Here is a 26,471-nt window from a genome sequence, read left to right as displayed (position 1 = left end):
TCAGAAGATGACGATCGCGACAACAGTGGCCAGCACCAAGCCGGTCATCACGGGCAGGAAGCACTTGCGGGCGAGGCTCAGCACGGGAACCCGCGCGAATCCCGCGACAGCCACCAGCGACGACCACGCAACCAGCGTGCCGCCGCCGGACCAGATGTTGCCCATCTGCCCGATCGCGGCCAATGTCGTGGGATCCATGTGGACGACCGGACCGAGGGCACCCGACAGCGAACCCGTCAGCGGTAGCCCGGAAAAGCCCGAACCTTCCAGCCCGGCGATGAGGCCCACGAACAACACTCCGAACGATGTGACGACCGGATTCGGTGTCAGATGCGACTGGGCCGCCGTGATCAGATCGAACAGGAACGCCGGGCCCTTGGCGTCGGTCGGCATCCCGAGAATCGACGCCGAGAACTCGCCGTTGCCGATGAAGAAGAAACCGGCGATCGGCAAGACGATCCCCATGGCCTTGAACGCGAACACCAACCCGTCCACGACATGCTGCGATGACGTCTCGAGAAAGTTCCGCTTGTCGTTGGTGGCCGAGGCCGCGAACAACAGCAGGGCGGCGAGCCCCCCGACGATGGCTGCCGCGTCGCCGCCCTTGAGTGGCGGCACGACGCTCGTGAACTTGCCCAGCATCAAGTAGACGATGAACGCGAGGTAGACCAACGGGACAAGCACCGCAAAAACCTTGGCCGCCAAGGTCTTCTGAGGCTGCTGTGGTTGCGCCACCTCGACCGGATCGGCCAGGACGACGGTCGCGGTCGATCCGCCGGCCAGGGACGGCTCCGGGAGCGGCGGTGCGGTTAGGCTCGTCACCGCTGCTGGGGTTGCACCGGACGGAGCGGAGTCATCGCCGCCGCGCCGGTCCGCGGCGTTCTCCCAGTCCTTCAGCAGTTCGGGCGACGGTGTCCGCCAGGTGCGGCGCTGCATGACATAGGTGATGGCAAGTGCTGTGAACCCCACGACCAGCGACAGCACCATGGCCTTGTCGGCCACCGCGTCGGCGTCGACCCCGGCCGCCTTCGCGGAGATCCCGGGCGCCACCTTGATGATGTAGTCCGAGGACAGCGCCATGCCCTGGCCCGAGATCGCGATCACCATGCCGACCGACAGCGGTGCCAGTCCCGCGCGGATCGCGACGGGTATGAGCACCGCGCCGACCAGGGGCACCGCAGGCGTCGGCCAAAAGAACAGGGAAATCACGTAGGTGACGATCGCCAGCGCGATGAAGCTGCTGGTTCCGGCGCGCATCACCCGGCGAAACGGCGTGACCATCATCCGGTCGGCGCCCATCTCCCGCAGCGCCCCGAGCATCGCCGTCACGATCGCGATGATCAGGAAGATGTTGAACAGTTCTTTGGCCGCGGTCAGGCTGGCGTTGAAGATGGACGACAGGCCGGTGATGAAGCTGCCGGAAAAGGCCCAGGCCGTCATGAGTGTCGCGGTGACCGCGGGCACGACGATGTTCTTGCGGATGGCCATCGTGATGAGAATGACGACGATGCCTGCAAGGTAGATCCAGTGCGCCGCGGTGAGATGGGTGTCCAATTCGGGACCTCTCGTTGAACTGCTGGTGGGCTGTGCGGTCGATGGTGGAATGTTGGGCGCGGTCACGACCTGGGTCAACGACAACAGTGCACAGCCGAAACGACTTCGCCATGTGCAACATGCTCCGGACGTGTCGACGGCATATCGCCCGGTTTCCGTGACGTAACGGTTGGCCGCGGCATGGCGCCGGGTATCGGCCGGCCTGTGCACGTTGCCCATATCCTGCCGCGTCGGAGTGTGCACTGTTGCGCCACCGGATTCCCCAATCGGTCGGGCTTGGGTGAGACAGTGTTGGGTACGGCCCATGGCGACGTGGCAAACACCATGGCGCAGGCCGTAATTCGCCGGATTCCAGATTGGGTACACACAGCATGACCGAGGTTCGAAGCCCCAGGCCACCGGGCTCGGCAGTGGACCATGGCACACCGCTGGGGCTGACCGCGCTGTTGGCGGGAACTGTGGTGGGCACCCTCAGCAACAACGTCGTCAATGTTCCGCTGAACGCGATCATCGACGAGTTCGGCGCTCCACTCGGCAACGGGGTATTCGTCGTCGTCGGCTTCCTGGTCTGCTTCGCCGCGACGATACCGCTGGCCGGGTGGTTCGGGGACCGGTTCGGGCGCAGACGTGTGTACTGCGCTGCGCTGCTCGCGACGGCGGTCTGCGCGATCGGTGCGGCGACTGCGCCCTCCCTGCCGCTGCTGATCGCCTGGCGATCCGCCGGAGGGGTGGCAGCCGCGGCGTTCGCCCCCGCGGTCATGGGCTTGATCGCCTGGATGTTCTCGGGGCAGGCCCGGGGCAGGGCAATGGGTGCGTGGGCGTCGGCCAACGGCATCGGTCAGGCGATCGGACCCAGCCTCGGTGGCCTCGTGGCCGACCACTGGGGCTGGCGATGGGTCTTCGTGCCGCTGGTGCCGGTGGCGCTCGCGGGCTTCCTCAGCACCCTGCGCTACGTGCCGCGCTTTCCCGGGACCAGGATGCGGTTCGACCTTGCCGGTGCGTCCGCTTTGACGATCGGTTCGGCGCTGCTGATGCTCGGGTTGGCCCTGGTGTCGCAACCCGACGTCACCGTCTGGTGCGCGCTCGGTGTCGTCGTACTCGCGGTCGCCGTCCTGGGGTGGTTCGGCCGGCATTGCGCACGCGCCGGCAACCCGTTCATCGACGTGCGGTTGGTGACCGAATCCCGCTTCGTCCGCAGCTGTGCCGCGGCGTTCGCCCAGATGTTCTGTCTCGGAGCGACGTTGCTCGCGGTGCCGCTGTACCTGGTCGGCAACTCGGTGTCGATATCGGCCGCGGGCATCGTGCTGTTCACGGTGCCCGCGGCGATGGCGGTGCTCGGACCGGGCGTGGGCCGTTGGCAGGACCGGTTGGGGCCGCGGCGCGTACTGCGCACCGGTCTGGTGGTGTTGCTGATCGCGCAGGTCGCACTGGCCGTCGCCGTCGCGCAGCATCGGCTGCTGTTGCCTGCCATGGTGGCGGTCCTGGTGGCCGTCGGCGTCGGTATAGCCCTGGTACAGACGCCCGCGGCGACCGGCGCCACACGCTCGCCCGCGGGCGAACACGGTACCGGGCTGGGCCTGTTCAATCTGGTGCGATTCGGCGGCTCGGCGTGCGGCGCGGCGTGGGTCGCGGTGGCGTTGGGTATAGGCGGCTATCCACTGGTGTTCGCCGCCTGTGCGGTGATCGTGACGCTGGGCCTGGCCGGGTCGTTTCTCGGCCCCGACCCGGCCCCGGCGTGATCAGCGGAAGCTGGCCTCGCGCTCGACCGCCGAGCGCACCTCGTCGAGGAGGTCGAGGCGGATGGCCAGCCACACCGTGAACTGGTTCTCGGGCACCCGGATGTCCATGCCCAGCAGCCGCGACACGCGGTCCAGCTTCGCGAGCATGGTGTTGCGATGCACGTTGAGCACCCGTGCCGTCGCATTCACGTTGCCGCCCTCGGCCAGGTAGGTGCTCAACGTCTCGAGGAGGTCCGGGGCAGAGCGCAACGGGCCCAACACATCCCGGACCAACTGTCGGCTCTCCTGGGTCTCGGCCACTTGGGCCAGCACGGTGAAGCCACGCAATTCCTGGTACGACGTCGGCCCCGTGCGGTGCAGGCGGCGGGCAATCCCGAGCGCGACCCGGGCCTCGCGATAACTCTCCCTGACCTCACCGGCGCCGCACGCGGGCCTGCCGTAGGCGACCGGCTCACGTAGCCCACGCCGTCGCTCCAGCTCGACCGACATCGCCCGGGCGTAGTCGGTCAGCTCTTCGCGCATGGCCTCGGGGTCCTCGCTGCGCAGAGTGCGCACCACGACGAGAATGTCGCCGATCACCGTGACGTAGGCGTTCACCGACGGGTGTGGTGCTACACCGGCTGCGTAGCGCGCCAGCCGAACCATGGTCGCGGTCGGATTGTCCACCCGACGCGGCAGGACCCCGGGTGCGACGAAAACCCCGAACCGAGAATCGAGTTCGATGTCGTGATGCTCGGCGCGGGCCCGCATGTCGTGCTCGCTGGAAAAGCTGCCGTGGACCAGGGCCTGGACGAAATCACCGCGCGCACGTTCCTCGGCTTCGTCGACGCTACGCTGGCGCAGCATCTCCGAGCCGACGATCGCGGTGGCCTGCTCGGTGAGCACCGCGTACCGGGCCAGATCGTGATGGCCGGGTTCGGCCGTCGGAACGAGGATCACCACCCAGCCTTCGAACGACTTGCCGAGGCGGATCGCGCTGGCCACACACGTCCACACACTGTCGTGCAAGCCTGTCACCGGCTGGATCCGGGTGTCATGCCCGTCGGGCCGGCGTTCGGAGGCAGGCAGGTCGGTTGCGAGCATCGCACTCACCGAATCGGCCAGCGGTGCCAGGACATCCGGGGTGACCCCGTTGCACGCCACCACATGACCGCGGGCGTCGAGCGCCACCGCCGGATTGCGCGCCAGGTTCGAGACCTCGCGCACCAGGATCTCGAGTCCGGCGCCGCGATGGAACAGGCCTGCGAGCGAGGCGTGGACATGCGTCGAGTAACGCATCACGTGAACTTCTTGGCTGAGCGCACGTTCGGCGAGGAGCCGATTCAGTGCCGCGAACCCGACCGGTATCCCGAACTCGATGACGATCAGACCCTCGGGCAGCGGGCCGAGGTCGGCCGGGACAGCGCCGTCGACGAGCAGGGTGGTCGCGCCTCGCGCGATCAGCGCCGAGAGGGCGGCGCTGTTGCCGACCAATGACTCGGGGCGTGCGTAGACGGCCACGGCGTCAAGCGGGTCATGTTGCGTCAGAACCTCATTGAGCGGCAGCACCCAGCTCAACTCGACTCCGAGCCGGTCTGCCCCTGCGACCACGCGAGAACCCGACATGAGTGACTCGTCGAGCAGTCCGGCAACGGTCATCCGTTCGCTGTCGGTCGGTGTTGCCGCCATGTCGCACCCCGCGTCTCGTGCCGTCCTGTATCGATTACCGGACTCATCAGCACAGACACCATGTGCACTGTAACCCGGTTCGGCCGTCAATTCCGGTCATATTAGCCATCCCGCTGCGATCCCGCCGTTGATAGACATGCCTCGTCAGCCGATGACGACTGCTGCGAGAGAGCGAGACACCAATGCACCGAATTCACCGCATCACCCTCGACGACGCGTTGCCGCTGCTGGCCGCCGGCCGCGCCAAGGCCGAGGAGATCGGCGTCAAGCAGACCCTCTGCATCTGCGATGACGGCGGCAATGTCCTTGCGCTGCACCGGTTACCGGGCGCACGCCTGACAGGTGTGGACATCGCCATCGCCAAGGCGTTCACCGCTGCGGGGCACGAGCGGGCCACGCACCTGTTCAACGAACCGCCCAACGGGCCCGCGCTACCCGGCAACGAAGCCTTCGGGATCAGCCACATGCTGCCGGGCAAGTTCGCGATCTTCGTCGGCGGATTCCCGCTGGTGTTCGACGGCCAGATCGTGGGCGGTGTCGGGATCAGCGGCGGCAACGGCGAACAGGACAAGGCCGTGGGTGCGGCGATCCTCGCGGAGTTCGAGGCGTTGACGGCCTCGGTCGCCAGGGCCTGAGCGTCCTCCCGTGTGCACCATGACCCTCTCATGGCTGTCACGCCGGTGATTGTGACCATGGCAAGGCTTCCGCAACCTGCCTAATCTCCTTGGTAACCAAGTCATTTCACGAAAGGAATCATCGATGACCCAGCTGCTCGGGCGCGACGAGTTTCGCGCCGAACTCGAGAACGCGATCAAAGGCCGGGAAGCCAAGAACGCGTCGTTCTCCAAGGCATGGGCCGACGGCAAGCTCAGCAAGGACCACTTCGCCCGGTGGGCCGAGAACCACTACCACTACGTCGGTCCGTTCGCCGACTATCTGGCCAACATCTATTCCAACACTCCCGACGAGTTCACCGGGGCAAAGGATTTCACGCTCCAGAACATGTACGAGGAGGAACTGGCCGATATCCGCCACACCGATCTGCTGATCAAGTTCGGTGAGGCGTGCGGCACCACGCGTGAGCGCATCGAGGATCCGTCCAACATGAACCCGATCACGCGAGGTCTGCAGGCGTGGTGCTACGCGGTGTCGCAGCGCGAGCATTTCGTGGTGGCCACCGCGGCGCTGGTGGTCGGGCTGGAATCACAGGTGCCCAGCATCTACACCAAGCAGATCGTGCCCCTGCGTGAGGTGTACGGATTCAGCGAAGACGAGATCGAATTCTTCGACCTGCACATCACATCCGACGTCGTGCACGGTGAACGCGGTTACCAGATCGTGCTCGACCACGCCGACACCCCGCAACTGCAGCAGCGCTGCCTGCAACTCGTGCGGTGGGGCGCCGAGATGCGGTTCTCGTACACCAAGGGGCTCTACGACTACTACGTGGCGCCCGACCTGGAACCGGCATCGGTCTGATCCTTGTCCCGCCGCCTCGGCAGAAAGGTTGTGCGATGACCACGCAGTGGATCGCGGTGACGACCATCAATGAGCTCGCCCGTCGCCGCAAGCTACGGGTCGACATCGACGGTGTGGCCATCGCAGTGTTCGAGGCGGCGGGGCGGGTGTACGCCTTCGCCGACAGCTGTATTCATCAGGACCGCTCACTGGCCAAGGGCACGCTGCTGCACGGCAAGGTGATCTGCCCAGGCCACCAATGGCAATTCGACCTGGAAACCGGATACGAGGAGTCCCAGGATCGCTGCCAGCCCACCTATCCGGTCCGGGTGGAAGACGGCACCGTCTACGTGAATGTCGACGTCAGTGTCGACGTCAACCGGGAAACGAGCGCGGCAGTTGCCGGGCCCCTGCGAGAGGAAGCACAGGCATGACCGGCCGGACATTCGTCACCGTCGGGGCGGGCCAGACCGCTGCGGTGGCAGCCCGCACGCTGCGCCGCCGCGGTTTCGACGGCCGTATCGTACTGGTCGGCGACGAAAGGCATGCGCCGTACCAGCGTCCGCCGCTATCGAAGGAATTCCTTTCCGGCGCAGATACATTGGACGCGCTGGCGATCCTGCCGCCGCAGTGGTGTGCCGACAACGACGTCGAGATCATCACGGACACCGCAGTGCTCCGCGTGGACGCGCCCTCGGGCAGCATCGAGGTTGCCGGCCGGCCGGCGCTTCCCGCGGACGCGGTCCTCTTCGCCACCGGAGGGCAACCCCGTCGGCTTACGGTGCCCGGGCCCCGCCCCGATCTGGTGCACTATCTCCGCACGATCGACGACGCTCAACGGTTGCAACGCACGCTGACTCCGGGACGCCGCCTCGTGATCATCGGTGCCGGCCTCATCGGACTCGAAATTGCCTCCACTGCAGCCACTCTCGGTGTGCAAGTCACGGTGCTGGAAGCCTCCGACGTGCCGCTGAGCGGTGTGGTGGGGGCACGCGTGGGATCCGAGATCGCCCGCGTGCACCGCGACCGCGGCGTCGCTGTCCAGACGGGCATCGGTGTCGACGGCGTGTACACCACCACCGACGGCGTCGTCATCACCTGCGCGGACGGCACTTCGGTGCACGCAGATGCCGTCGTGATCGGTATCGGCATCACGCCCAACACCGCCGTGGCCGCCGCATCCGGCCTCGAGGTCGAGCGGGGCATCGTGGTGGACGCGCAAGGCCGCACCTCGATTCCGAACGTCTATGCCGCGGGTGACGTCGCGAGCCGCTTTTCGGCGCGCGCCGGACGGCACGTCCGCCACGAGCATTTCGACAATGCCAACCGGCAGGGCGCGGCGGTCGCCAACGCGATGCTCGGCCGCGATGCCGTCAACGACGACGCCCCGTGGTTCTGGTCCGACCAGTTCGACCACAACCTCCAAATGCTCGGTGCGGCAACCACCGATCTGGTTCTGCGCGGCGATGTCGACGCCTTCGACTTCACCGCGTTCTATCTTGACGGCGACATTCTGCGCGGCGTGTTCACCGTGGACCGGGGCGAAGACGTCATGGTGGGCCGGGAATTGCTCGGCCGCAGCATCGAGCGCGCCGTGCTCGAAGACGAGGACACGGATCTGTGGGAACTGGTGGACAGCGAGGAGGTGGCGTCGTGAGTTCTGCGAAGAGCAAGCGAGCAATAGTGGGCGCCAATTTCATTGACGGCCAATGGGTGCCTGCGGCGTCGGGCGGCACATTCCAGCGGTGCAACCCGGCAGATCCCGACGACGTGATCGGTACCTTCCCGGCATCCGACGCCGCCGATGTCCGCGCCGCGGTCGACGCCTTGGAGAAGTCCGCCGCACAGTGGGCTGCCACCGCGCCCGAGCGGCGTGCGGCAATTCTCGAAGCTGCTGCAGCACAATTGGAATCGCGTGCCGACCTGTTGATCACCGAACTGGTCCGGGAAGAGGGCAAGACGCTTGCCGAGGCCACCACGGAGGTCAGCCGGACACCGGCCAACCTGCGGTTCTACGCCGGTGAGGCCACCCGTGCCGCCGGCACGACATACCCGGCGGCGGGGGAGGGCCTCGTCTACACCGTGCGTGAGCCGGTCGGCATCGTCGCGGCGATCACCCCATGGAACTTTCCGCTGAACATCCCGTCCCGCAAGATCGGTCCCGCACTGGCAGCCGGAAACCCGGTGCTGTTCAAGCCATCCGAGATCACACCGCTGATGGGCCAGCGTCTGGTCGAGGCGCTGCTCGACGGCGGGCTGCCGCCCGGTGCGATCGCGCTCGTGCAGGGCGACGGTGGGGCAGGTGCAGCTGTCGCTGCGGAGCCGAGGGTCGCGGCCGTGACGTTCACGGGCTCGACGGGCGTGGGCCGGTCGATACACCGGCAGGTCGGCCCCGAGCGGCGGGTGCAGTTGGAGATGGGCGGCAAGAATCCCGTCGTCGTGGCGCAGGACGCCGATCTCGATGCCGCCGCTGCGCTCATCGTCAAAGGAGCGTTCGGGCTCAGCGGTCAGGCCTGTACGGGCACCAGTCGCGTCGTGGCGGTCGACGAGGTCCACGATGCACTGCTCGAACGGGTCGTGGCCAAAGCTCAGGCATTGCGGGTCGGCCCGGGCGACGAGCCGGGAGTCTCCATGGGGCCCTTGGCCAGTGCGGCTCAGCTCGACAAGTTCCTGTTCTACGTCCAGACCGGCGTCGCCGAGGGAGCGACCCTGCGATGTGGTGGCACGACCGTGGGCGATCGCGGACATTTCGTCCGTCCGGCCGTCTTCTCCGATGCGCTGCCCACCATGCGCATCGTCAGCGAGGAGGTGTTCGGTCCGTTGATCGCCTTCCAGCGGGCTGGCTGTATCGACGAGGCGATCGAGCTGGCCAATGCGACCGAATACGGCCTGAGCGCGTCGATCGTGACGTCGGACCTTGCTGTCGCAAGCCATTTCGCGCATCGATCGAAGACCGGCCTGGTCAAGATCAACCAGCCCACCACCGGGATGGCGATGAACGCACCGTTCGGCGGCTACAAGGCATCGAGCACCCAGACGTACAAGGAGCAAGCGGGTTCCACGCTGATGGAGTTCTACACGCTCGAGAAGACCGTCTACCTCACCCCTGCTGTCTGATCAGGAGTTGCAATGGAATTCATGCGAGTAGCCCGGTCAGGGCAGGTGCCCGAGGGCATGGTGCGGCGGTTCTTCGCCGGTGATCACGAGTTCGCGGTGGCGCGCCTGAACGGCAAAGCCTATGCCACGTCGAACTACTGCACCCACCTGGATTGCCTGCTGTCCTCGGGCAAACTCGTCGACGACGGTATCGGATGCTCCTGCCACGGCAGCGCTTTCGATCTCGAGACCGGTGAGCCGATCTGCCCACCCGCCACCGTCGCCATCAAGACCTATCCGGTCGAGGAACGTGACGGGGAGATCTTCGTCGGTGTCCAACCCGGTGATATGCCGGCCGGTCCGCGCCGCAGGCGCATGGGCGCCTGATGGAGCACGCGGCACGACCATCGGCGCTGTCGGTCGGTGGGATGGTCAGCTCGAGCCACCCCGCGGCGAGCTTCGCCGGTGCTCGGGTGCTTGCGGCGGGTGGCAACGCCATCGACGCCACGCTCGCGATGGCGGCGACCACCTGGCTCGTCCTGCCTGGGCAATGCGGTGTCGGCGGGGACGCGTTCGCGGTGGTGCGCGAACCTGATGGGCGGGTGTGGACCGTCAATGGCTCCGGATTCGGCCCCGACGGCGGCACCGGGCAGTTCTACCGCGACCAGGGCCTGTCGGCCATCCCGCTGCACGGGCCGCTGGCCGTCGCGGTGCCGGGCGCGCCTGCCGCGCTGACCGCGCTGCACACGCGCGGCGCGACCCGGTCGCTCGCCGAGTTGTGGGAACCCGCGGCGCGTCTCGCCGAGACCGGTCTGCCGTGCTCGGCCAAGACCGCCGCGGATGTGCGGGAAACGCTCCAAGCGATCCGCACCGACTCCGGTTTGACGTCCACTTACGTCTCAACCGGGGAACCTGTCCGGCTCGGGGATCGGCTCGGCCAGCCGGATCTTGCGCGCACGATCCGTCGGCTCGTGCACGATCCGGATGACTTCTACACCGGCGAAATCGCCGAGCGTGCGGTGTCGACGCTGCGCGCGCTGGGCGCGCCGTTCAGCGGTGACGAATGGGCCGCCGGTGCGGTAGTCGATTCTGAACCTGCGATCACGGGCAGCTACGCCGGAGCGACGATCCACCAGACCCCGTTACCGACACCCGGCTGGATGGTGCTGCACCAGGCGGCGCTGTGCGACGGTGTCGTCGGGTTCGAGCCCTGGCTGGGCGCCGCGGGCATCGACCGCATGGCGCGCGCCGCGCGGCTGGCCTTCCAGGATCGTTACGCGCTGTGCGGGAGCACCGGGCCGGGCGCACGAGATATTCTCCACCCCAACAGGATTGAACAACAGCGCCGGGCGTTGGCTGCGGCGACCGAAGAGCGGCTCGCCTATGCCGTCCACGATGGCGACACCACGTGCACGGTCGCCGTCGACGACGAGGGGCGCGCGGTCACGTTCATCCACTCGCTCGGATTCACCTTCGGCGCGACACTCACCGTGCCCGGCACGGGCGTGGTGCTCAACAACCGCCTCGGCCGTGGGGCCTACCTGATCCCGAACCACCCCAACGAGGTGGCACCGCGCCGCAAACCGCTCCACACGCTCAACGCGTGGATCGCCACCGACGACGCGGGGCAGCTGCTGGCGCTCGGCAGCATCCCCGGTGGCGACGGTCAGGTGCAGTGGAACATGCAGCTCATCTCGCACCTGTTCGATCACGGGCTCGACCCGGCCGACGCGGTGGCCGCGCCCCGGTTCACGGTGTTCCCGGGCTCGGACGCCGACGTGGTCGGGGCGCCCGACGAATTGCGCGTGGAATCGCGGGTTCCGAAGGATGTTCGTGATCGGCTGCATTTCGCGGGTCACCGGATCGTCGTGCAGCCGGCGTGGGGTGGGGGCGGCAGCGCTCAGGTGATCTGTCGTGACGACCGCGGCGTGCTCAGTGGTGCGGCGGATCCCCGTCAGGAGGGGGTGGCGATCGGTGTCGACTGACCCAGCGGCCGCCCCGCCTCAGCAAGGCGACTATCAGCTCGCCGTCGAGCACGGCGGCATCGTGTACACCGCGGGCATGACACCGCGCCGGGACGGCGTGCTGGTGATGTCCGGGGTGGTCGGCGAGTCGGTGTCGGCTGAGCAGGCATACGTCGCTGCGGGTATCGCGGCAACCAATGCGCTGACCGCGGTGCGCTGCGCGGCACCGGGCGCGTCGAACGTACGGTGTCTGCGGATGACGGTGTACATCGCCTGTGCACCAACGTTTCACGACTTGTCTGCCGTGGCCGACGGGGCCTCGGCGGTGATCAGGGCAGCCTACGGCGAGGCCGCGCTGCCGGCGCGCGCCGCGATCGGTGTCCAGTCCCTGCCATCCGGTGCGCCCGTCGAAATCGATGTGATCGCAGCGGTTTCGTGACATGGGCATGGTGCACATCGGAATTCGCAGGCGAATGTGCGCAATTCGCGTTGTCCGGCAGCGCCCGGTGCACCAGAATCACGAGATCTGCTGACCACCAGAGCCTTACGTGAGCCGCAGACAGCCCGATCAACCGATTGGAAGGTGAAGCCGTTGTCCGCAGCTCACTGGGTCTACCTGCTCGGCCTGGTCGTATTGATCGGCACCGTGGTGGCCAAGAAGAACGTCATCGCGCCGGCGCTGATCGCCACGTTCCTCACCGGCTTCGTCTACCAGGGCAGCTTCACGATGGGGCTGGGGGCGGTGTTCAACGCGTCGATCGCCGGAACACGTGAGCTGCTGCCAATTTTCATCATCATCGCACTGGTCACCGCGATGCTCGGGGCGATGCGTGCGCTCGGCGCCGACACCATCATGATCCGGCCGTTGAGCGGGCTCTTCCGCAACGGGCACATCTCCTATCTGGTGCTGGCGGTGGTGACCTTCCTGTTGTCGCTGGCGTTCTGGCCCACCCCGGTCCTGCCGCTCATCGCGGCCATCCTGCTGCCTGCCGCGGTGCGAGCCGGGTTGCCTCCGCTCGGCGCGGCACTGGCCATCGCCATTGCCGGGCAGGGGATGGCGCTCAGCTCGGACTACATCATGGGTGTGGCACCGGCCCTGTCCGCCCAAGGTGCCGACGTGCCGGCCAGATTGATCGCGGACCGCGCGACGATCATCGCGTTGATCGCCGGTGCCGTGGCGTTGGCAGTGGCCTACCTGCGCGACGTGCGGCGCAAGATGATCGACCCGGAACAGGCCGCAGCGGTCAGTCTGCCGATCTCCGACGCCGATGGTTCCGGCGGCGTGGCCCGCACGGCCACCTCCACGCTCACCACGCCGGTGGCGATCTCGACGAAACCGACCTCGAAAGCGCTGGTGGTCGCCATCGCGGTGCCTGCGTTGTTCGCCGCGCTGCTCGTGTTCATGCTGCTGGGCCGGTTCACCACGATCGTGCCCGATATCGACGAAGGGCTCGGAGCGCCGCTCGTCGGCGGCACCGCGGCACTCACCCTGGTGGCAATCTCGTTGCTGGCCAAACGGAAAGACTGGCTCGACGACGTCGGCACGCATTTCACCGAGGGCATCGCGTTCTCGTTCCGCACGATGGGCATGGTGATCCCCGTCGCCGGTTTCGTCTACATCGGACTCGCAGACTATTCGGCGGGCATCCTGGGCCTGCCCGAGGATACCCACGGTCCGGCGTTTCTGTTCGACGCCGTTGCGGCTGTGCAACCACACATTCCCCACGTTGCCGTGTTCGCGTCGTTCGCGATGCTGCTTGTCGGCATGCTGATCGGCCTGGACGGAAACGGTTGGCCTGGGCTGCCTTTCACCGGCTCGCTGGCAAGCACCCTGGGGGACGGCACGACCGATGTCGCGACGCTCGCCGCGATCGCCCAGAACGGCGCGAGCTGGACCGGCGGCGGCACGCTGGTGATCTGGTCATCGCTGATCGTGGTCGCCGGGCTCACGGGCGTCTCGGTGGTCGAGTTGGCCCGGCGATTGTTCCTCCCGGTGGTCACCGGACTCGTGGTGGCAACCGCGTTCGCGACGGTGGTGCTGCTGTGACCGGCCGCGATGCCGTCGAAACCGCGGAACTCGTCCGATCGGGTGACCTGGCCGCCGCCGACGTGACCCGGGAAGCGTTGCGCCGGATCGAGGAACGCGACCGCGCGCTCGGGGCGTTCGTCCACGTGGACGCCGAATACGCGCTCGCGCGGGCGCACGCGGTGGACCAGATGGTGGCCCGCGGCGAGGATCCCGGCCCGCTCGCCGGAGTTCCGTTGGGTGTCAAGGAACTTCATCCGGTGGAAGGCTGGCCGTTGGCGATGGGCAGCACGCTCTACGCCGATCGCGTCGCCGACCACACCTGCACGCTCGTGACCCGCGCGGTTGCGGCCGGGGCCATTCCGATCGGTCTCACCGCCTCACCGGAATTCGGGCGTGCGTCCTACACCGCATCGGAATTGCACGGGGTGACCCGTAATCCGTGGAACCCCGCACTGACGCCGGGCGGTTCCAGCGGCGGATCAGCGGCCGCGGTCGCCGCCGGACTGGTGCCGATCGCGACCGGCACAGACGGTGCGGGTTCGCTGCGCATCCCGGCGTCCTACTGCGGTCTGGTGGGCTTCAAGACCACCTACGGCGTGGTCCCGCGGGGTCCACGGCACCGCGGAGCGGCCGACAACGACCACTACGGCGCCCTGACCCGCACAGTCCGCGACACCGCGCGGTTCCTCGACTGCGTGTGCGGCGTCGACCCGTTCGACAGGGCTTCGTTGCCCGCGCCCACCCGGTTCGAAGAATGCCTCAGCACCGATCTGCGCGGTGTGCGTATGGCCTTCACCGCAGACCTCGGCAATGCGCCCTGCGATCCACGGGTGGCCGATGTCGTGGCGGTCGCGGCGGACAAGCTCGTCGCCGCGCTCGGTGCCGTCGCCGTGCCCGCCGACGTACGCGTCGACGAGCGTTGCGGTGCGGCCTACCGGACGCTCTCGGCGCCCGATGTGTACGCCCAGCTTCGGGCGGCTCCACGAGGACGAGAACTGCATGCCACGTTGCGCGGTTATCTGGACGCCGCGACGAGCGTCGACGCCGATGCGCTGGCGGACGCACACGAGGCTCGGGCCCGACTGGTGGCCGGCCTCGCCGAGGCTTTCGAACGGTTCGACCTGCTGCTGACACCGGCCACCCAGGTGCCTGCGTTCGCCGCCGAAGGGCCGATGCCGTCCGAGATCGCCGGGCGGCCCGTCGACCACTGGGGATCCCTCGCCGTCACGTTTCCGTTCAATCTGACCGGACAGCCGGCCATCTCAGTACCCGCAGGCACGGTCGACGGGGTTCCGGTCGGACTACAGATCGTCGGACGGCGCCATGCCGATGCGTTGGTGCTCGCCGCCGCCGCTGCGGCCGAAGCGCTCGCGGCACCACACGCTGCCTAGATTCACCACGATCCGATATGTAGGCCTCTACGCACGCGCGCGCCACGATGAGCCGGCGTCGGCGGGTGTCGACGGTCCGACACGGAGGAGCGCACGGTGGCAGAGGGCACGCCCGCAGACAACGCTGCGGTAGCAGAACAGGCGCCGACCAGTCGGCTGGCGCGCGTCGGGTCCGACTGGTGGGCAACGATTCTCGGCCTCGCGGTGACCGCGCTCGCGGTTGTCGGGGCGCTGCCGAAGATCCCTTGGTGAGGCAGCGGGCGAGCGAGGCGATGGGAGAACAACGATGAGCACTGTTGCCGATCGTGACGTCGCCGACGAGTCGGCGGCGGATTTCACCAGCAAGCGTCCCCTGGATTACCTGCCCGGCCTGCTGCTGCTTGTCGCGGTGGGGGTGGCAGGCAAGTACGCCGAGGTGGGCTGGCTGGCCCTGGCCAAGCATCAGCACTGGCGGGTGCCGGACATCGAGTATGTCCTGTGGGCCATCCTGATCGGCCTCGTGATCACCAATACCGTTGGGCTGCATAAGATTTTCCGCCCGGGCGTACTGACGTACCAGTTCTGGCTGAAGGTCGGGATCGTGGCACTCGGATCCAGGTTCGTGCTCGGCGACGTGCTCAAGCTCGGCGCCACGAGCCTGGTGCAGATCCTGGTGGACATGACCGTGGCGGGCACCATCATCATCCTCGCCGCGCGCCTGTTCGGGCTGTCCGGCAAGCTCGGTTCCCTGCTGGCCATCGGTACCTCGATCTGCGGGGTGTCGGCCATCATCGCGTCGAAGGGCGCCATCCGGGCCCGCAACTCCGACGTCAGCTACGCCATTGCGGCGATCCTCGCGCTCGGCGCCGTGGCGTTGTTCACGCTGCCGCCTTTGGGGCATGCGATCGGCCTCACCGATCACGAGTTCGGCCTTTGGGCGGGCCTCGCGGTCGACAACACCGCCGAGACCACCGCCACCGGCTACCTGTTCTCCGATGAGGCCGGCAAGATCGCGGTGCTCGTCAAGTCCGTACGCAACGCGCTCATCGGTTTCGTGGTGCTCGGCTTCGCGCTGTACTGGGCATCCAAGGGAGAGGCCGACGAATTGGCTCCTGGCGTGCGGGCCAAGGCCGCCTTCGTGTGGGAGAAGTTCCCCAAATTCGTCCTCGGCTTCCTCGCGGTGTCGGCGGTCGCGACGGCGGGCCTGCTCAGCAAGGGGCAGCTGACCAACGTCGGCAACATCTCCAAGTGGGCGTTCCTGTTGACCTTCGCCGGTGTGGGGCTGTCCACCGACATCCGCCAGATCGCGCGCACCGGATGGCGCCCGCTCGTCGTCGCCGTGATCGGGCTCGTGGTGGTCGCGGTGGTATCGCTCGCCCTGGTGCTGCTGACGTCGCGTGTGCTGCACTGGGGCGTCGGCGGCGGGTAGCTTGAGCCCGTAGCGACTGTGGGCCGGACCTGCAGCGATTTGGTGCACTGCCCGAGCTCACCTACTATGTAGGGGTTGTCTTGGGTAGACCCTGGCTGATTGCTGTTCTGAGATCAGTCTGGCGTATCCATAGCCAACAAAGACCGCGCACGTCCAGGTCGGAATCTGGCGTGCATAAAAACCCAGGTCAGGAGATCGAGTGATTCAGCAGGAATCGCGGTTGAAGGTCGCCGACAACACGGGTGCCAAGGAGATCTTGTGCATCCGCGTGCTCGGTGGCTCGTCACGACGCTATGCCGGCATCGGCGACATCATCGTGGCGACCGTCAAGGACGCCATCCCCGGCGGCAACGTCAAGCGCGGTGACGTCGTCAAGGCCGTCGTCGTGCGCACCGTCAAGGAACGTCGTCGCGCCGACGGCAGCTACATCAAGTTCGACGAGAACGCCGCAGTCATCATCAAGAACGACAACGACCCCCGCGGCACCCGCATCTTCGGGCCGGTCGGTCGCGAACTGCGCGAGAAGAAGTTCATGAAGATCGTCTCGCTGGCCCCGGAGGTTTTGTAAATGAAGGTCCACAAGGGCGACACCGTTCTGGTGGTCTCCGGTAAGGACAAGGGCGCCAAGGGCAAGGTCCTGGTCGCCTACCCGGAGCGCAACAAGGTCCTCGTCGAGGGCGTCAACCGGATCAAGAAGCACACCGCGCAGTCGCAGAACGAGCGTGGGGCCTCGTCGGGCGGCATCGTCACTCAGGAGGCGCCGATCCACGTGTCCAACGTGATGGTGGTCGACTCCGACGGCAACCCGACCCGCATCGGCTACCGCGTCGATGAGGAGAGCGGCAAGAAGGTTCGCGTCTCCAAGCGCAACGGCAAGGACATCTGACTATGACCACCGCAGAGAAGACCCTTCCCCGGCTCAAGCAGCGCTACCGCGACGAAATCCGCGAGTCGCTGCAGCAGCAGTTCGAGTACGGCAACGTCATGCAGATCCCCGGCGTGGTCAAGGTCGTCGTCAACATGGGTGTCGGTGACGCCGCCCGCGACGCCAAGCTGATCAACGGTGCGGTCAACGACCTCGCGCTGATCACCGGTCAGAAGCCCGAGATCCGCAAGGCCCGCAAGTCCATCGCCCAGTTCAAGCTCCGCGAGGGCATGCCCATCGGCGCCCGCGTCACGCTGCGCGGCGACCGGATGTGGGAGTTCCTGGACCGGCTCATCTCCATCGCGCTGCCCCGTATCCGCGACTTCCGCGGTCTGTCGGCCAAGCAGTTCGACGGCACCGGCAACTACACGTTCGGTCTGAACGAGCAGTCGATGTTCCACGAGATCGACGTGGATTCCATCGACCGGCCCCGCGGCATGGACATCACCGTCGTCACCTCGGCGACCAACGACGACGAAGGCCGCGCGCTGCTGCGGGCGCTGGGCTTCCCCTTCAAGGAGAACTGAGCACATGGCAAAGAAGGCTCTGGTCCACAAGGCCAACAAGAAGCCCAAGTTCGCGGTCCGCGCGTACACCCGCTGCAGCAAGTGCGGCCGTCCGCACGCCGTTTACCGCAAGTTCGGGCTGTGCCGCATCTGCGTGCGCGAAATGGCACACGCCGGCGAGCTGCCCGGCGTGCAGAAGTCCAGCTGGTAACAACGCACTGACGGCAGCATCCCGCGACCCGGCCATCCGGGACCCGCGGGGTGCTGTTGGTGTTCAGGGCCCAATCAGCGAGCGTGAAGAAGATCGCGAGATTTTCGGCCAAAGTCGCCATCTTGTTCACGCTCGGCCGCCGAAGTTGGCTGGATTTGGCTCTGAGCTGCCGGTTGTCTACACTTGACCGGTTGCCTGTTGCTCTTTGACCAGGCGAGTCGGTATGTGCCGCCCACAAGTGTCACTGCTGACGTACGACCCCTGACCGAACCCGGTCAGATACGGATGAACACTTCGCAGTAGGCCCACCGTGCGATGTGCCAGGCCCTTTACGGGAACCGGTGCGAGCGCGCTGTATGGGAACCGCAGCGGGAGAGGTTGATTGACGCTGTCATGACAATGACGGATCCGATCGCAGACTTTCTGACACGTCTGCGCAACGCCAACTCGGCGTACCACGACGAGGTGACCCTGCCCCACTCGAAGATCAAGGCGAACATCGCCGAGATCCTCAAGAAAGAGGGCTACATCTCCGATTACCGCACTGAGGACGCCCGCGTCGGCAAGTCCCTGGTGGTGCAGCTCAAGTACGGCCCCAGCCGTGAGCGCAGCATCGCCGGCCTGCGTCGCGTGAGCAAGCCCGGTCTGCGGGTTTACGCAAAATCCACCAATCTGCCGCGCGTTCTCGGCGGCCTGGGTGTGGCGATCATCTCCACGTCCTCGGGCCTGCTCACCGACCGCCAGGCATCTCGACAGGGCGTGGGCGGCGAAGTCCTCGCTTACGTCTGGTAGGGGGAAGCAGAAATGTCGCGTATTGGAAAGCAGCCGGTTCCGGTTCCCGCCGGAGTTGACGTGACCATCGACGGTCAGAACGTTTCGGTGAAGGGGCCCAAGGGCACCCTGGCGCTCGATGTCGCCGAGCCGATTGCCGTGTCGCGCAACGATGACGGCGCGATCGTGGTTGCCCGTCCCGACGACGAGCGTCGCAACCGCTCGCTGCACGGGCTGTCGCGCACCCTGATCGCCAACCTGGTCACCGGTGTGACCGAGGGCTACACCCGCAAGATGGAGATCTTCGGCGTCGGTTACCGCGTGGTGGCCAAGGGCTCGAACCTGGAGTTCGCCCTGGGTTACAGCCACCCGGTTCTGATCGAGGCACCCGAGGGCATCACCTTCGCGGTGGAGACGCCCACGAAGTTCTCGGTGTCGGGTATCGACAAGCAGAAGGTCGGCCAGATCTCCGCGGTCATCCGTCGCCTGCGTCGCCCGGACCCGTACAAGGGCAAGGGCATTCGCTACGAGGGTGAGCAGATCCGCCGCAAGGTCGGAAAGACAGGTAAGTAACCATGGCTCCCAAAACTGTTACCGCAGAAAACGCCAAGCGTAAGCCGGTGGGCCAGAACATCTCTGAGACCCGTCGCAACTCTCGTCTGCGTCGCCACGCCCGGCTGCGCAAGAAGGTCGCAGGCACCGCCGAGACCCCCCGTCTGGTGGTCAACCGGTCGGCCCGCCACATCCACGTCCAGCTCGTCGACGATCTGGAAGGCGTCACCCTGGCGGCGGCCTCGTCCATCGAGCCCGACGTCCGCGCGGTGGAGGGCGACAAGAAGGCACACAGCGTGCGCGTCGGTCAGCTGATCGCCGAGCGCGCCAAGGCCGCCGGTATCGAGGCTGTCGTGTTCGACCGTGGTGGCTACACCTACGGCGGCCGGATCGCCGCGCTTGCCGACGCCGCGCGCGAAGGTGGGCTGAAATTCTGATGACTGTTAACGAGAGGACTGCATAATGGCCGAGCAGGCTGGCGCCGCTTCGGCGCAGGACAACCGTGGCGGTCGTGGTGACCGCGACGGCCGGGGCCGCCGCGATGACCGTGGTGGCCGCGGCCGCGGCGACGACCGTGGTGAGAAGAGCAACTACATCGAGCGCGTGGTCACGATCAACCGCGTGTCCAAGGTGGTCAAGGGTGGCCGCCGGTTCAGCTTCACCGCCCTGGTGATCGTCGGCGACGGTCACGGCATGGTCGGTGTGGGCTACGGCAAGGCCAAGGAAGTTCCGGCCGCCATCGCCAAGGGTGTCGAGGAAGCGCGCAAGGGCTTCTTCCGGGTTCCGCTGATCGGCGGCACCATCACCCACCCCGTGCAGGGCGAAGCCGCTGCCGGTGTGGTGATGCTGCGTCCGGCCAGCCCCGGTACCGGTGTGATCGCCGGTGGCGCCGCCCGCGCCGTGCTGGAATGCGCTGGGGTGCACGACATCCTGGCCAAGTCGCTGGGTAGCGACAACGCGATCAACGTGGTTCACGCCACCGTTGCCGCGCTGAAGCTGCTGCAGCGTCCGGAAGAGGTGGCGGCCCGTCGCGGTCTGCCCATCGAGGATGTTGCGCCGGCCGGCATGCTGCGGGCCCGACGCGAGAGCGAAGCGCTGGCTGCTGCAGCCGCGCGTGAGGGATCGGCATAACCATGGCAGAGCTCAAGATCACCCAGGTGCGCGGGGTCATCGGCGCACGCTGGAAGCAGCGCGAAAGCCTGCGGACCCTGGGACTGAAGAAGATCCGTCAGTCGGTGGTTCGTGAGGACAACGCCCAGACCCGCGGTCTGATCAATGTTGTGCATCACCTCGTCGAGGTGGAGGAAGTCAAATGAGCGTAATCAAGCTTCACGACCTGAAGCCGGCGCCCGGGGAGAAGACCGCCAAGACCCGCGTTGGTCGTGGTGAGGGCTCCAAGGGTAAGACCGCCGGTCGCGGTACGAAGGGCACCAAGGCCCGCAAGAACGTCCCGGTGACGTTCGAGGGTGGCCAGATGCCGATCCACATGCGGTTGCCGAAGCTCAAGGGCTTCCGGAACCGCTTCCGGACCGAGTACGAGGTCGTCAACGTCGGCGACATCAACAAGGCCTTCCCGCAGGGCGGCACCGTCGGTGTCGACGAGCTGGTGGCCAAGGGCCTGGTTCGCAAGAACAGCCTGGTCAAGGTTCTCGGCGACGGCAAGCTGGCCGTCAAGGTCGACGTCACCGCCAACAAGTTCAGCGGCAGTGCCCGTGAGGCCATCACCGCTGCAGGCGGTTCGGCCACCGAGCTGTAATTGACGGCTCGCCGTCGAGCTGTAATTTTCTCTGCGCGAGCAGACACGGAAGTCCCCGCACGCCCGGCGTGTCGGGGACTTTCGTGTCTGTTCGGCAGGGCGGTGATTGAATCGGACCGGAGGTGGAGCCGTGGATGCCGATGTGATCGTGGTGGGCGGGGGATTGGCAGGGCTGGTCGCGACCCGTGAACTGACTCGGCGCGGAAAGAAAGTCGTCGTGGTCGACCAGGAGAACGCCGCCAACCTCGGCGGCCAGGCCTTCTGGTCGTTCGGCGGGATCTTCCTCGTCGGCAGCCCCGAGCAACGCCGCCTGGGAATCAAGGATTCGCTCGAGCTCGCGTGGAACGACTGGCAGGGCAGCGCCGCGTTCGACCGCGTCGACGATGAAGACGCCTGGGCCGCCAAGTGGGCCCGCGCCTACGTGGAGTTCGCCGCAGGGGACAAACGCGCGTACCTCTCCGAGCACGGCATCACCTTCGTGCCGACCGTGGGCTGGGCCGAGCGCGGCGATTTACGCGCCGACGGTCACGGCAACTCCGTGCCCAGGTTTCACGTCGCGTGGGGTACGGGAACGGGAATCGTTGAGCCGTTTGTGAATTCGGCTCTCGCCGCGGCGGGTGAGGGGCTGGTGACGTTCCACCACCGGCATCGTGTCGACGAGCTGGTGTTCACCGATGGTGCCGTCACCGGCGTCCGCGGCGCGGTGCTGGCCCCCGACGACGCGCCGCGTGGTGCGCCGTCCAATCGCGATGTCGTCGGCGATTTCGAACTGAGCGCGCAGGCCGTCGTCGTCGCCTCGGGCGGGATCGGCGCGAACCATGACATGGTGCGGCGCTATTGGCCGTCCCGCATGGGCACGCCGCCGCGGTCGATGATCACCGGCGTGCCCGCCTACGTGGATGGACGCATGCTCGACATCGCTGCCGACGCCGGTGTGCGCCTGGTCAACCGCGACCGCATGTGGCACTACACAGAAGGCATCCAGAACTGGAACCCGATCTGGCCTGACCACGCCATCCGGATCCTGCCCGGCCCGTCATCGATGTGGTTCGACGCCATCGGCCGGCGGCTGCCCGCGCCGTATCTGCCCGGCTATGACACCCTGGGCACCCTGCGCTACCTGCGCACCGATCCCGACATCGCGGGCCACGACCATTCCTGGTTCATCCTCACCCAGAAGATCATCGAGAAGGAGTTCGCGCTATCGGGGTCGGAGCAGAACCCCGACATCACCGGTAAGAACCGATCCGCGATGTTGCGTGAGCGGTTGCTGAGCCGCTCGGCGCCGGGCCCGGTCGAGGCGTTCAAACGCCACGGTGCCGACTTCGTCGTTGCCGACGATCTCGAATCGCTCGTGGCCAAGATGAACGCGCTCACCGACCAGCCGCTGCTGGACGCGAAGGCAGTACGAGCGCAGATCGAGTCGCGTGACCTGCAATTCGCCAACCCGTTCACGAAAGATGCTCAGGTGCAGGGCATCCGCAACGCGCGGCGCTACCTCGGTGACCGGTTGGCCCGGGTCGCCGCGCCGCACCGCATCCTCGATCCGGCCGCGGGCCCGCTGATCGGGGTCAAACTGCACATCCTGACCCGAAAAACGTTGGGCGGCATTCAGACTGATCTGTCGTCGCGCGCGTTCCGGATCGACGGCCAGGCCATCGCCGGGCTCTATGCCGCAGGCGAGGTCGCCGGGTTCGGCGGTGGCGGCGTGCATGGTTACAACGCGCTCGAAGGCACGTTCCTGGGTGGATGCATCTTCTCCGGGCGGGCCGCGGGGCGGGCGTCGGCCGACGCGCTCTGATTGCCCCGCTCTGATTTCCCGCGAGGAGACGTGAAAGTACTCGAACAGCGGCGTGTCGGGGACCTTCACGTCTGCTCGGCGGTCTAGGTGAGTTGCGGAATGACCTCGGCGGCAAGGCGTTCCATCTGTTCGCGGTCCTCCGCGACGTTGGCCCCGACGGGGTTGAGCACCACCATCTGAGCTCCGGCGTCGGCCACCTCCTGTAGGCCGCGCACCACGTCGGCAGGTGTGCCCGATACCGGAACGTCCTCGATGCCGGGCATCTGACCGTAGATCCGGTGCAGTCCGTCGACGACCCGCCGGCGGGCGCGAGCAGGATCGTCGTCGATCATCAGGTACACCCGCTTGCCGATGGTGTAGCCGGCCGGGTCCTTGCCCTGCTCGTCGAGTTCGCGGCGCACCGTCTGCACCGCGTTGGCGAATGTGGCGGTGGTCGACGATCCCGCTCCGAGGAACGAGTCCCCGTAGCGCACCGCACGGGCCAGCGCATTGGGCGCCGTGCCGCCGAACCAGATCGGCGGATGCGGGCGCTGCACGGGCTTCGGCTGGATCGGCAGGTCCTCGACCTCGCGGAACTTGCCGTGAAACGTGATGCGCGGCTCGTCGGACCAGGCCGCCTTCATCAGCTCCAAGCCCTCGTTGAAGTAGCTGACGAACGTGGCGCGGTCCACCCCGAACGCGGCGAACGGCCGGAAATTGCCGCCGTGCCCGACCCCGACGTCGAGGCGCCCGTGGCTGAGCTGGTCGACGGCCGTGATGGCCGACGCCAACTGCAGTGGATCGTGCATCGAGGTGATGAGCACCGCCACCCCCAACCGCAGCCGGGTGGTGCACGCCGCGGCATACGACAGCAGCTCCAGCGGGGCGATCCCCGGTGACTCGCCCACCGTCTGCTCCATCGCCCAGCCGCCTTCGAAGCCCAACTCCTCGGTGCGGGCCAGGTAGGCCTTCAGACCAGCATCATCGAAACGGCCGGTGACCAGCTGCGGTATGGAAATCGAGAATCTCACCCACACCACGGTACGGACGATGCGGCCCCGCCACCGGGCGGATGCGTGAACCGGCGTGGTCGTCGCCGCCAATTCGACGACGATGTCGTGTTTCGGCGGGTGCTGCGACATTTTCGTCGGATCGCGATACGGCCTTACGCGCGATCCCCTGGCTCCTCCACGAAGTTGCTGATGGCCGGGGCCAGCTCGTCGGCATTGGCCACCAGGTCGATGTGACCGCCAGGATGGGCCAGCACCTGCGCGTGCGGCATGAGCCGACTCATGATGTGCGCGTTGGCAATCGGGATGATGGGGTCATCGGTGCCTGCCACCAGCAGCGTGGGTTGGCGGATCGCGGGCAGGGCGAACAGGCTAGTCCAGACGGCGCCTGCCAGCAACTGGTGCAGGTAGCCCATCTTCGACCCGGCGTGCAGCTGGGTGCCGAAGATCTTGGCGATGTCGAATTCGTGATTGCGGGCGTGCCCGCCGTACAGGTCACCGGCGATGGACGAGGCGTAGTCCGGATCCCGAAAGCGTCGCGGCGTCAACATCTTCGCCAGCACCCGGGGGTGGGCCGGCACCATCAGCGCACCCGTGCCCGTCGCGACCAGCACCAGCCTGCGGCAGCGGCGCGGGTTCTGGAACGCGAATTGCTGGGCCAGCGCTCCGCCCCAGGACAGACCGAGAATGTCGACGACGTCGAAACCGAGCTTGGTCAGCACCCGGCCCAGCACCCAGGCGAGATAGGGAAAGCCGTACGGCAGCGCCGAGACCGGGGAACCCCCCGTGCCGGGAACGTCGAAGCGCACCACCGTCAGGTCGGGATCGAGCGCCGCGACAAACGGGTCGAGTACCTCCAGGCTTGCCCCGATCCCGTTGCACAACACCAGTGGGACACCGGTGCCGGGGCGGACGTCCACCCGGATGCGTTGCCCGCCAGCGGCGATGTACGTCTCGGTCATGGCCTCAGCTCTCATGGACGTAGGTTCCCGGTGCAGGGGCTAGCGGCTGGTAGTCGGGGCCGCCGAGAGCTTGGGGCGCATCGACTTCCGGCCCGCTGCGCTCGCTGAGCCATGCGATGTAGTGCGGCCACCACGAATCTTTCTGGGGTTCGTTCTCGGTGAGCCATTCGTCGGCGGTCGCGTCGTCGACAGCACCCGCGCGATACGACGCCTTGGGGTTACCCGGCGGATTGACCAGCGCGGCAATGTGACCGCTGGTGGACAGCACGTAGGTGTTGTCCTTGCTGCCCAGCAGCTGAGCACTGCGGTAGGTGGCCTGCCACGGGCAGATGTGGTCGGCCACACCGCCGATCACGTAGGCGTCGGTGGTGACCTTGCCGAGGTCGACGGGGGTGTCGAGCATGCTCACCGCGCCCGGTGTGGTGAGCGAATTGTGCAGGCCCATCAACACCATCTCGCGGTGCAGGGCGGCCGTCATCCTGGTGGTGTCGGCATTCCAGAACAGCACGTCGAAGGGTGCCGGTTCGCGGCCCTGCACATAGTTGTTCACCCAGTACCGCCACACCAGGTCGGTCGGCCGTAGCCAGGCGAACATCTCGGCCATGGCCCGCCCGTCGAGGTAACCCGCGCGCGCCGACGACCGGATCGCGGCGTGCGCGGAGCGTTCGCTCATCGCCGCAGAGGCGAAACCTGCGCGGTTCTGGTCCAGCACCGTGACGGCCAGGGTCAGCCCGGCGATCTTGTCGGCTTCGCCGATCTCAGCCAGATGTGCGGCCACCATCGCCGCCAGAATTCCGCCCGAGCAGGTCGCCAGCAGGTGTGCACTGTCAGTGCCCGCAATCTCCCGGACCGCGTCGAGCGCCTCGACGATCGCGCCACCGTAGGCGTCGAATCCCCAATCCTGGTGCCGGGCCTGAGGATTACGCCATGAGATGGCGAACACCTGCTGGCCGTGCTGCACGAAGTACTCGATCATGCTGCGGCCCGGCGCGATGTCCATGATGTAGTACTTGTTGATCACCGGTGGCACCATCAGCAGCGGAATCTGCCGGACGGTAGGGGTCTGCGGTGCGTAGTGGATCAGCTCGAACATGCGCGTCTTGAGCACCACCGCGCCCTTGGTGATCGCGACCGTCTCACCGACGGTGTACGCGTCGGGTTCCACCATGGCGGGCACCCTGGGCTTGGAGGCCATGTCGCGGGCGAAGGCCTTCAGGCCGCGCACCGCGGACAGGCCACCGGTGTCGATGAGCGCCTTCCAGCCCAGTGGGCTCAGGATCGGGCTGTTGCTGGGCGAGAGGCCTTCGAGGATGTTGTCGAGGACGAATCGCATCCTGTCGCGGTCTCGCCAGTCCAGATCGGCGGCGGCGAACAGCGCCTCGGCGGTGTCGGCCGACGCCAGATATGCCTGCATGGTGCGACGCATCAACGGATTGCCCTGCCAGGCGGGGTCGGTGAACCGCTTGTCCGAGCGGGCGGGAGCGCGGTCGGAGTGGCCGGTCGCGATCGTGGAGAGTTCCCGGCCGAGGTCGCCGATCTGGTCGGCGACGGTGCGGGGCTGACGGGCCAGGCTGCCCCCGAGCCTGGCCCAGGACTGGTTGGGCATCATGCGCCCGGCGAAGCTGCGCGTCGAATTGACCAGCAGCAGATCCAGGGGTGCGGCGAGTTCGTCGAAACGGTTGTCGGTCATG

At 67.0% G+C, this 26,471-nt stretch carries 29 protein-coding genes; 24 read left to right on the top strand and 5 right to left on the bottom strand.

Features of this window, described 5'->3' with window-relative positions; translation table 11 throughout:
• Window positions 1-1,554 (bottom strand): hypothetical protein, encoded by a 1,554-nt coding sequence (locus tag RMCB_RS05720; RefSeq protein ID WP_062828083.1) that lies wholly within the window; start codon window positions 1,552-1,554, stop codon window positions 1-3.
• 371 nt (window positions 1,555-1,925) lie between these two features.
• On the opposite strand from RMCB_RS05720, the gene RMCB_RS05715 reads away from it, so the two are divergent.
• Complete coding sequence (locus tag RMCB_RS05715) at window positions 1,926-3,293, top strand: MFS transporter (RefSeq protein ID WP_062828007.1); 1,368 nt, start codon at window positions 1,926-1,928, stop codon at window positions 3,291-3,293.
• On the opposite strand, the gene RMCB_RS05710 is transcribed toward RMCB_RS05715, so the two are convergent.
• The gene (locus tag RMCB_RS05710; protein ID WP_062828006.1) at window positions 3,294-4,961 is read right to left on the bottom strand and encodes a PucR family transcriptional regulator; all 1,668 of its coding nucleotides are present in this window, start codon (window positions 4,959-4,961) and stop codon (window positions 3,294-3,296) included. It abuts the gene before it with no gap.
• 182 nt (window positions 4,962-5,143) lie between these two features.
• Between RMCB_RS05710 and RMCB_RS05705 the strand changes: the two genes are divergently transcribed.
• The 23 genes from RMCB_RS05705 (at window position 5,144) to RMCB_RS05595 (ending at window position 22,829) form a co-directional block, all read left to right on the top strand.
• Window positions 5,144-5,596, top strand: coding sequence for a GlcG/HbpS family heme-binding protein (locus tag RMCB_RS05705; RefSeq protein ID WP_036429084.1), 453 nt, complete (start codon window positions 5,144-5,146; stop codon window positions 5,594-5,596).
• Between the two features lie 124 nt (window positions 5,597-5,720).
• Entirely contained in the window at window positions 5,721-6,440 is a 720-nt protein-coding gene (locus RMCB_RS05700; protein ID WP_062828005.1) for an iron-containing redox enzyme family protein, read from the top strand.
• A gap of 35 nt (window positions 6,441-6,475) precedes the next feature.
• On the top strand, window positions 6,476-6,853 hold the full coding sequence (locus tag RMCB_RS05695) for a Rieske (2Fe-2S) protein (protein ID WP_062828004.1): 378 nt from the start codon (window positions 6,476-6,478) through the stop codon (window positions 6,851-6,853).
• Complete coding sequence (locus RMCB_RS05690; protein WP_062828003.1) at window positions 6,850-8,076, top strand: NAD(P)/FAD-dependent oxidoreductase; 1,227 nt, start codon at window positions 6,850-6,852, stop codon at window positions 8,074-8,076. Before RMCB_RS05695 ends, RMCB_RS05690 begins: the two co-directional genes overlap by 4 nt.
• Complete coding sequence (locus RMCB_RS05685; RefSeq protein WP_234792009.1) at window positions 8,073-9,536, top strand: aldehyde dehydrogenase family protein; 1,464 nt, start codon at window positions 8,073-8,075, stop codon at window positions 9,534-9,536. Before RMCB_RS05690 ends, RMCB_RS05685 begins: the two co-directional genes overlap by 4 nt.
• Before the next feature lie 12 nt (window positions 9,537-9,548).
• The gene (locus RMCB_RS05680; protein ID WP_062828002.1) at window positions 9,549-9,902 is read left to right on the top strand and encodes a Rieske (2Fe-2S) protein; all 354 of its coding nucleotides are present in this window, start codon (window positions 9,549-9,551) and stop codon (window positions 9,900-9,902) included.
• Window positions 9,902-11,500: a gamma-glutamyltransferase family protein gene (locus tag RMCB_RS05675; protein WP_062828001.1), complete on the top strand. Its 1,599-nt coding sequence runs from the start codon at window positions 9,902-9,904 to the stop codon at window positions 11,498-11,500. The genes RMCB_RS05680 and RMCB_RS05675 overlap by 1 nt, the downstream gene beginning before the upstream one ends.
• Complete coding sequence (locus RMCB_RS05670; protein WP_062828000.1) at window positions 11,490-11,918, top strand: RidA family protein; 429 nt, start codon at window positions 11,490-11,492, stop codon at window positions 11,916-11,918. The genes RMCB_RS05675 and RMCB_RS05670 overlap by 11 nt, the downstream gene beginning before the upstream one ends.
• Before the next feature lie 153 nt (window positions 11,919-12,071).
• Window positions 12,072-13,526, top strand: a complete 1,455-nt coding sequence (locus RMCB_RS05665; protein WP_062828081.1) for a hypothetical protein — start codon at window positions 12,072-12,074, stop codon at window positions 13,524-13,526.
• On the top strand, window positions 13,523-14,899 hold the full coding sequence (locus RMCB_RS05660) for an amidase (protein WP_062827999.1): 1,377 nt from the start codon (window positions 13,523-13,525) through the stop codon (window positions 14,897-14,899). The genes RMCB_RS05665 and RMCB_RS05660 overlap by 4 nt, the downstream gene beginning before the upstream one ends.
• A 96-nt stretch (window positions 14,900-14,995) precedes the next feature.
• Complete coding sequence (locus RMCB_RS35980; protein ID WP_165606255.1) at window positions 14,996-15,151, top strand: hypothetical protein; 156 nt, start codon at window positions 14,996-14,998, stop codon at window positions 15,149-15,151.
• 34 nt (window positions 15,152-15,185) lie between these two features.
• Window positions 15,186-16,307 (top strand): YeiH family protein, encoded by a 1,122-nt coding sequence (locus RMCB_RS05655; RefSeq protein WP_062827998.1) that lies wholly within the window; start codon window positions 15,186-15,188, stop codon window positions 16,305-16,307.
• A 199-nt stretch (window positions 16,308-16,506) separates the two neighbouring features.
• Complete coding sequence (gene rplN, locus RMCB_RS05650) at window positions 16,507-16,875, top strand: 50S ribosomal protein L14 (RefSeq protein WP_018601827.1); 369 nt, start codon at window positions 16,507-16,509, stop codon at window positions 16,873-16,875.
• A complete protein-coding gene (gene rplX, locus RMCB_RS05645; protein ID WP_029369081.1) occupies window positions 16,876-17,193 on the top strand; it encodes a 50S ribosomal protein L24 in 318 nt (105 codons plus the stop codon). It begins immediately after the preceding gene.
• Between the two features lie 2 nt (window positions 17,194-17,195).
• Window positions 17,196-17,759: a 50S ribosomal protein L5 gene (gene rplE / locus RMCB_RS05640; protein WP_062827997.1), complete on the top strand. Its 564-nt coding sequence runs from the start codon at window positions 17,196-17,198 to the stop codon at window positions 17,757-17,759.
• Between the two features lie 4 nt (window positions 17,760-17,763).
• Complete coding sequence (locus RMCB_RS05635; RefSeq protein WP_062827996.1) at window positions 17,764-17,949, top strand: type Z 30S ribosomal protein S14; 186 nt, start codon at window positions 17,764-17,766, stop codon at window positions 17,947-17,949.
• Between the two features lie 393 nt (window positions 17,950-18,342).
• Window positions 18,343-18,741 (top strand): 30S ribosomal protein S8, encoded by a 399-nt coding sequence (gene rpsH / locus RMCB_RS05625; RefSeq protein ID WP_029369016.1) that lies wholly within the window; start codon window positions 18,343-18,345, stop codon window positions 18,739-18,741.
• Window positions 18,742-18,753: 12 nt separating this feature from the next.
• Entirely contained in the window at window positions 18,754-19,293 is a 540-nt protein-coding gene (gene rplF, locus RMCB_RS05620) for a 50S ribosomal protein L6 (RefSeq protein WP_029369014.1), read from the top strand.
• Window positions 19,294-19,295: 2 nt separating this feature from the next.
• Window positions 19,296-19,709, top strand: coding sequence for a 50S ribosomal protein L18 (gene rplR, locus RMCB_RS05615; RefSeq protein WP_051243699.1), 414 nt, complete (start codon window positions 19,296-19,298; stop codon window positions 19,707-19,709).
• Between the two features lie 25 nt (window positions 19,710-19,734).
• Window positions 19,735-20,403, top strand: a complete 669-nt coding sequence (rpsE, locus tag RMCB_RS05610) for a 30S ribosomal protein S5 (RefSeq protein WP_018601820.1) — start codon at window positions 19,735-19,737, stop codon at window positions 20,401-20,403.
• A gap of 2 nt (window positions 20,404-20,405) precedes the next feature.
• Window positions 20,406-20,588: a 50S ribosomal protein L30 gene (gene rpmD / locus RMCB_RS05605; RefSeq protein ID WP_029369011.1), complete on the top strand. Its 183-nt coding sequence runs from the start codon at window positions 20,406-20,408 to the stop codon at window positions 20,586-20,588.
• On the top strand, window positions 20,585-21,028 hold the full coding sequence (gene rplO / locus RMCB_RS05600; protein WP_062827995.1) for a 50S ribosomal protein L15: 444 nt from the start codon (window positions 20,585-20,587) through the stop codon (window positions 21,026-21,028). Before rpmD ends, rplO begins: the two co-directional genes overlap by 4 nt.
• A gap of 130 nt (window positions 21,029-21,158) precedes the next feature.
• Entirely contained in the window at window positions 21,159-22,829 is a 1,671-nt protein-coding gene (locus RMCB_RS05595) for an FAD-binding dehydrogenase (RefSeq protein ID WP_062827994.1), read from the top strand.
• Window positions 22,830-22,912: 83 nt separating this feature from the next.
• Here RMCB_RS05595 and RMCB_RS05590 read toward each other — a convergent pair whose 3' ends face one another.
• From RMCB_RS05590 to RMCB_RS05580, 3 genes are all read right to left on the bottom strand, one after another.
• Entirely contained in the window at window positions 22,913-23,839 is a 927-nt protein-coding gene (locus RMCB_RS05590; RefSeq protein WP_062828080.1) for an LLM class flavin-dependent oxidoreductase, read from the bottom strand.
• Between the two features lie 134 nt (window positions 23,840-23,973).
• A complete protein-coding gene (gene phaZ, locus RMCB_RS05585; protein WP_234792007.1) occupies window positions 23,974-24,780 on the bottom strand; it encodes a poly(3-hydroxyalkanoate) depolymerase in 807 nt (268 codons plus the stop codon).
• A gap of 4 nt (window positions 24,781-24,784) precedes the next feature.
• Window positions 24,785-26,470 (bottom strand): PHA/PHB synthase family protein, encoded by a 1,686-nt coding sequence (locus RMCB_RS05580; protein ID WP_062827992.1) that lies wholly within the window; start codon window positions 26,468-26,470, stop codon window positions 24,785-24,787.
• Window position 26,471: the final 1 nt, after the last annotated feature.

The sequence above is a fragment of the Mycolicibacterium brisbanense genome, from assembly GCF_001570425.1.
Classification (GTDB): Bacteria; Actinomycetota; Actinomycetes; order Mycobacteriales; family Mycobacteriaceae; genus Mycobacterium; species Mycobacterium brisbanense.
Note: the sequence above shows the minus strand (reverse complement) of the source record. Positions and strands in the feature narration are given on the sequence as shown.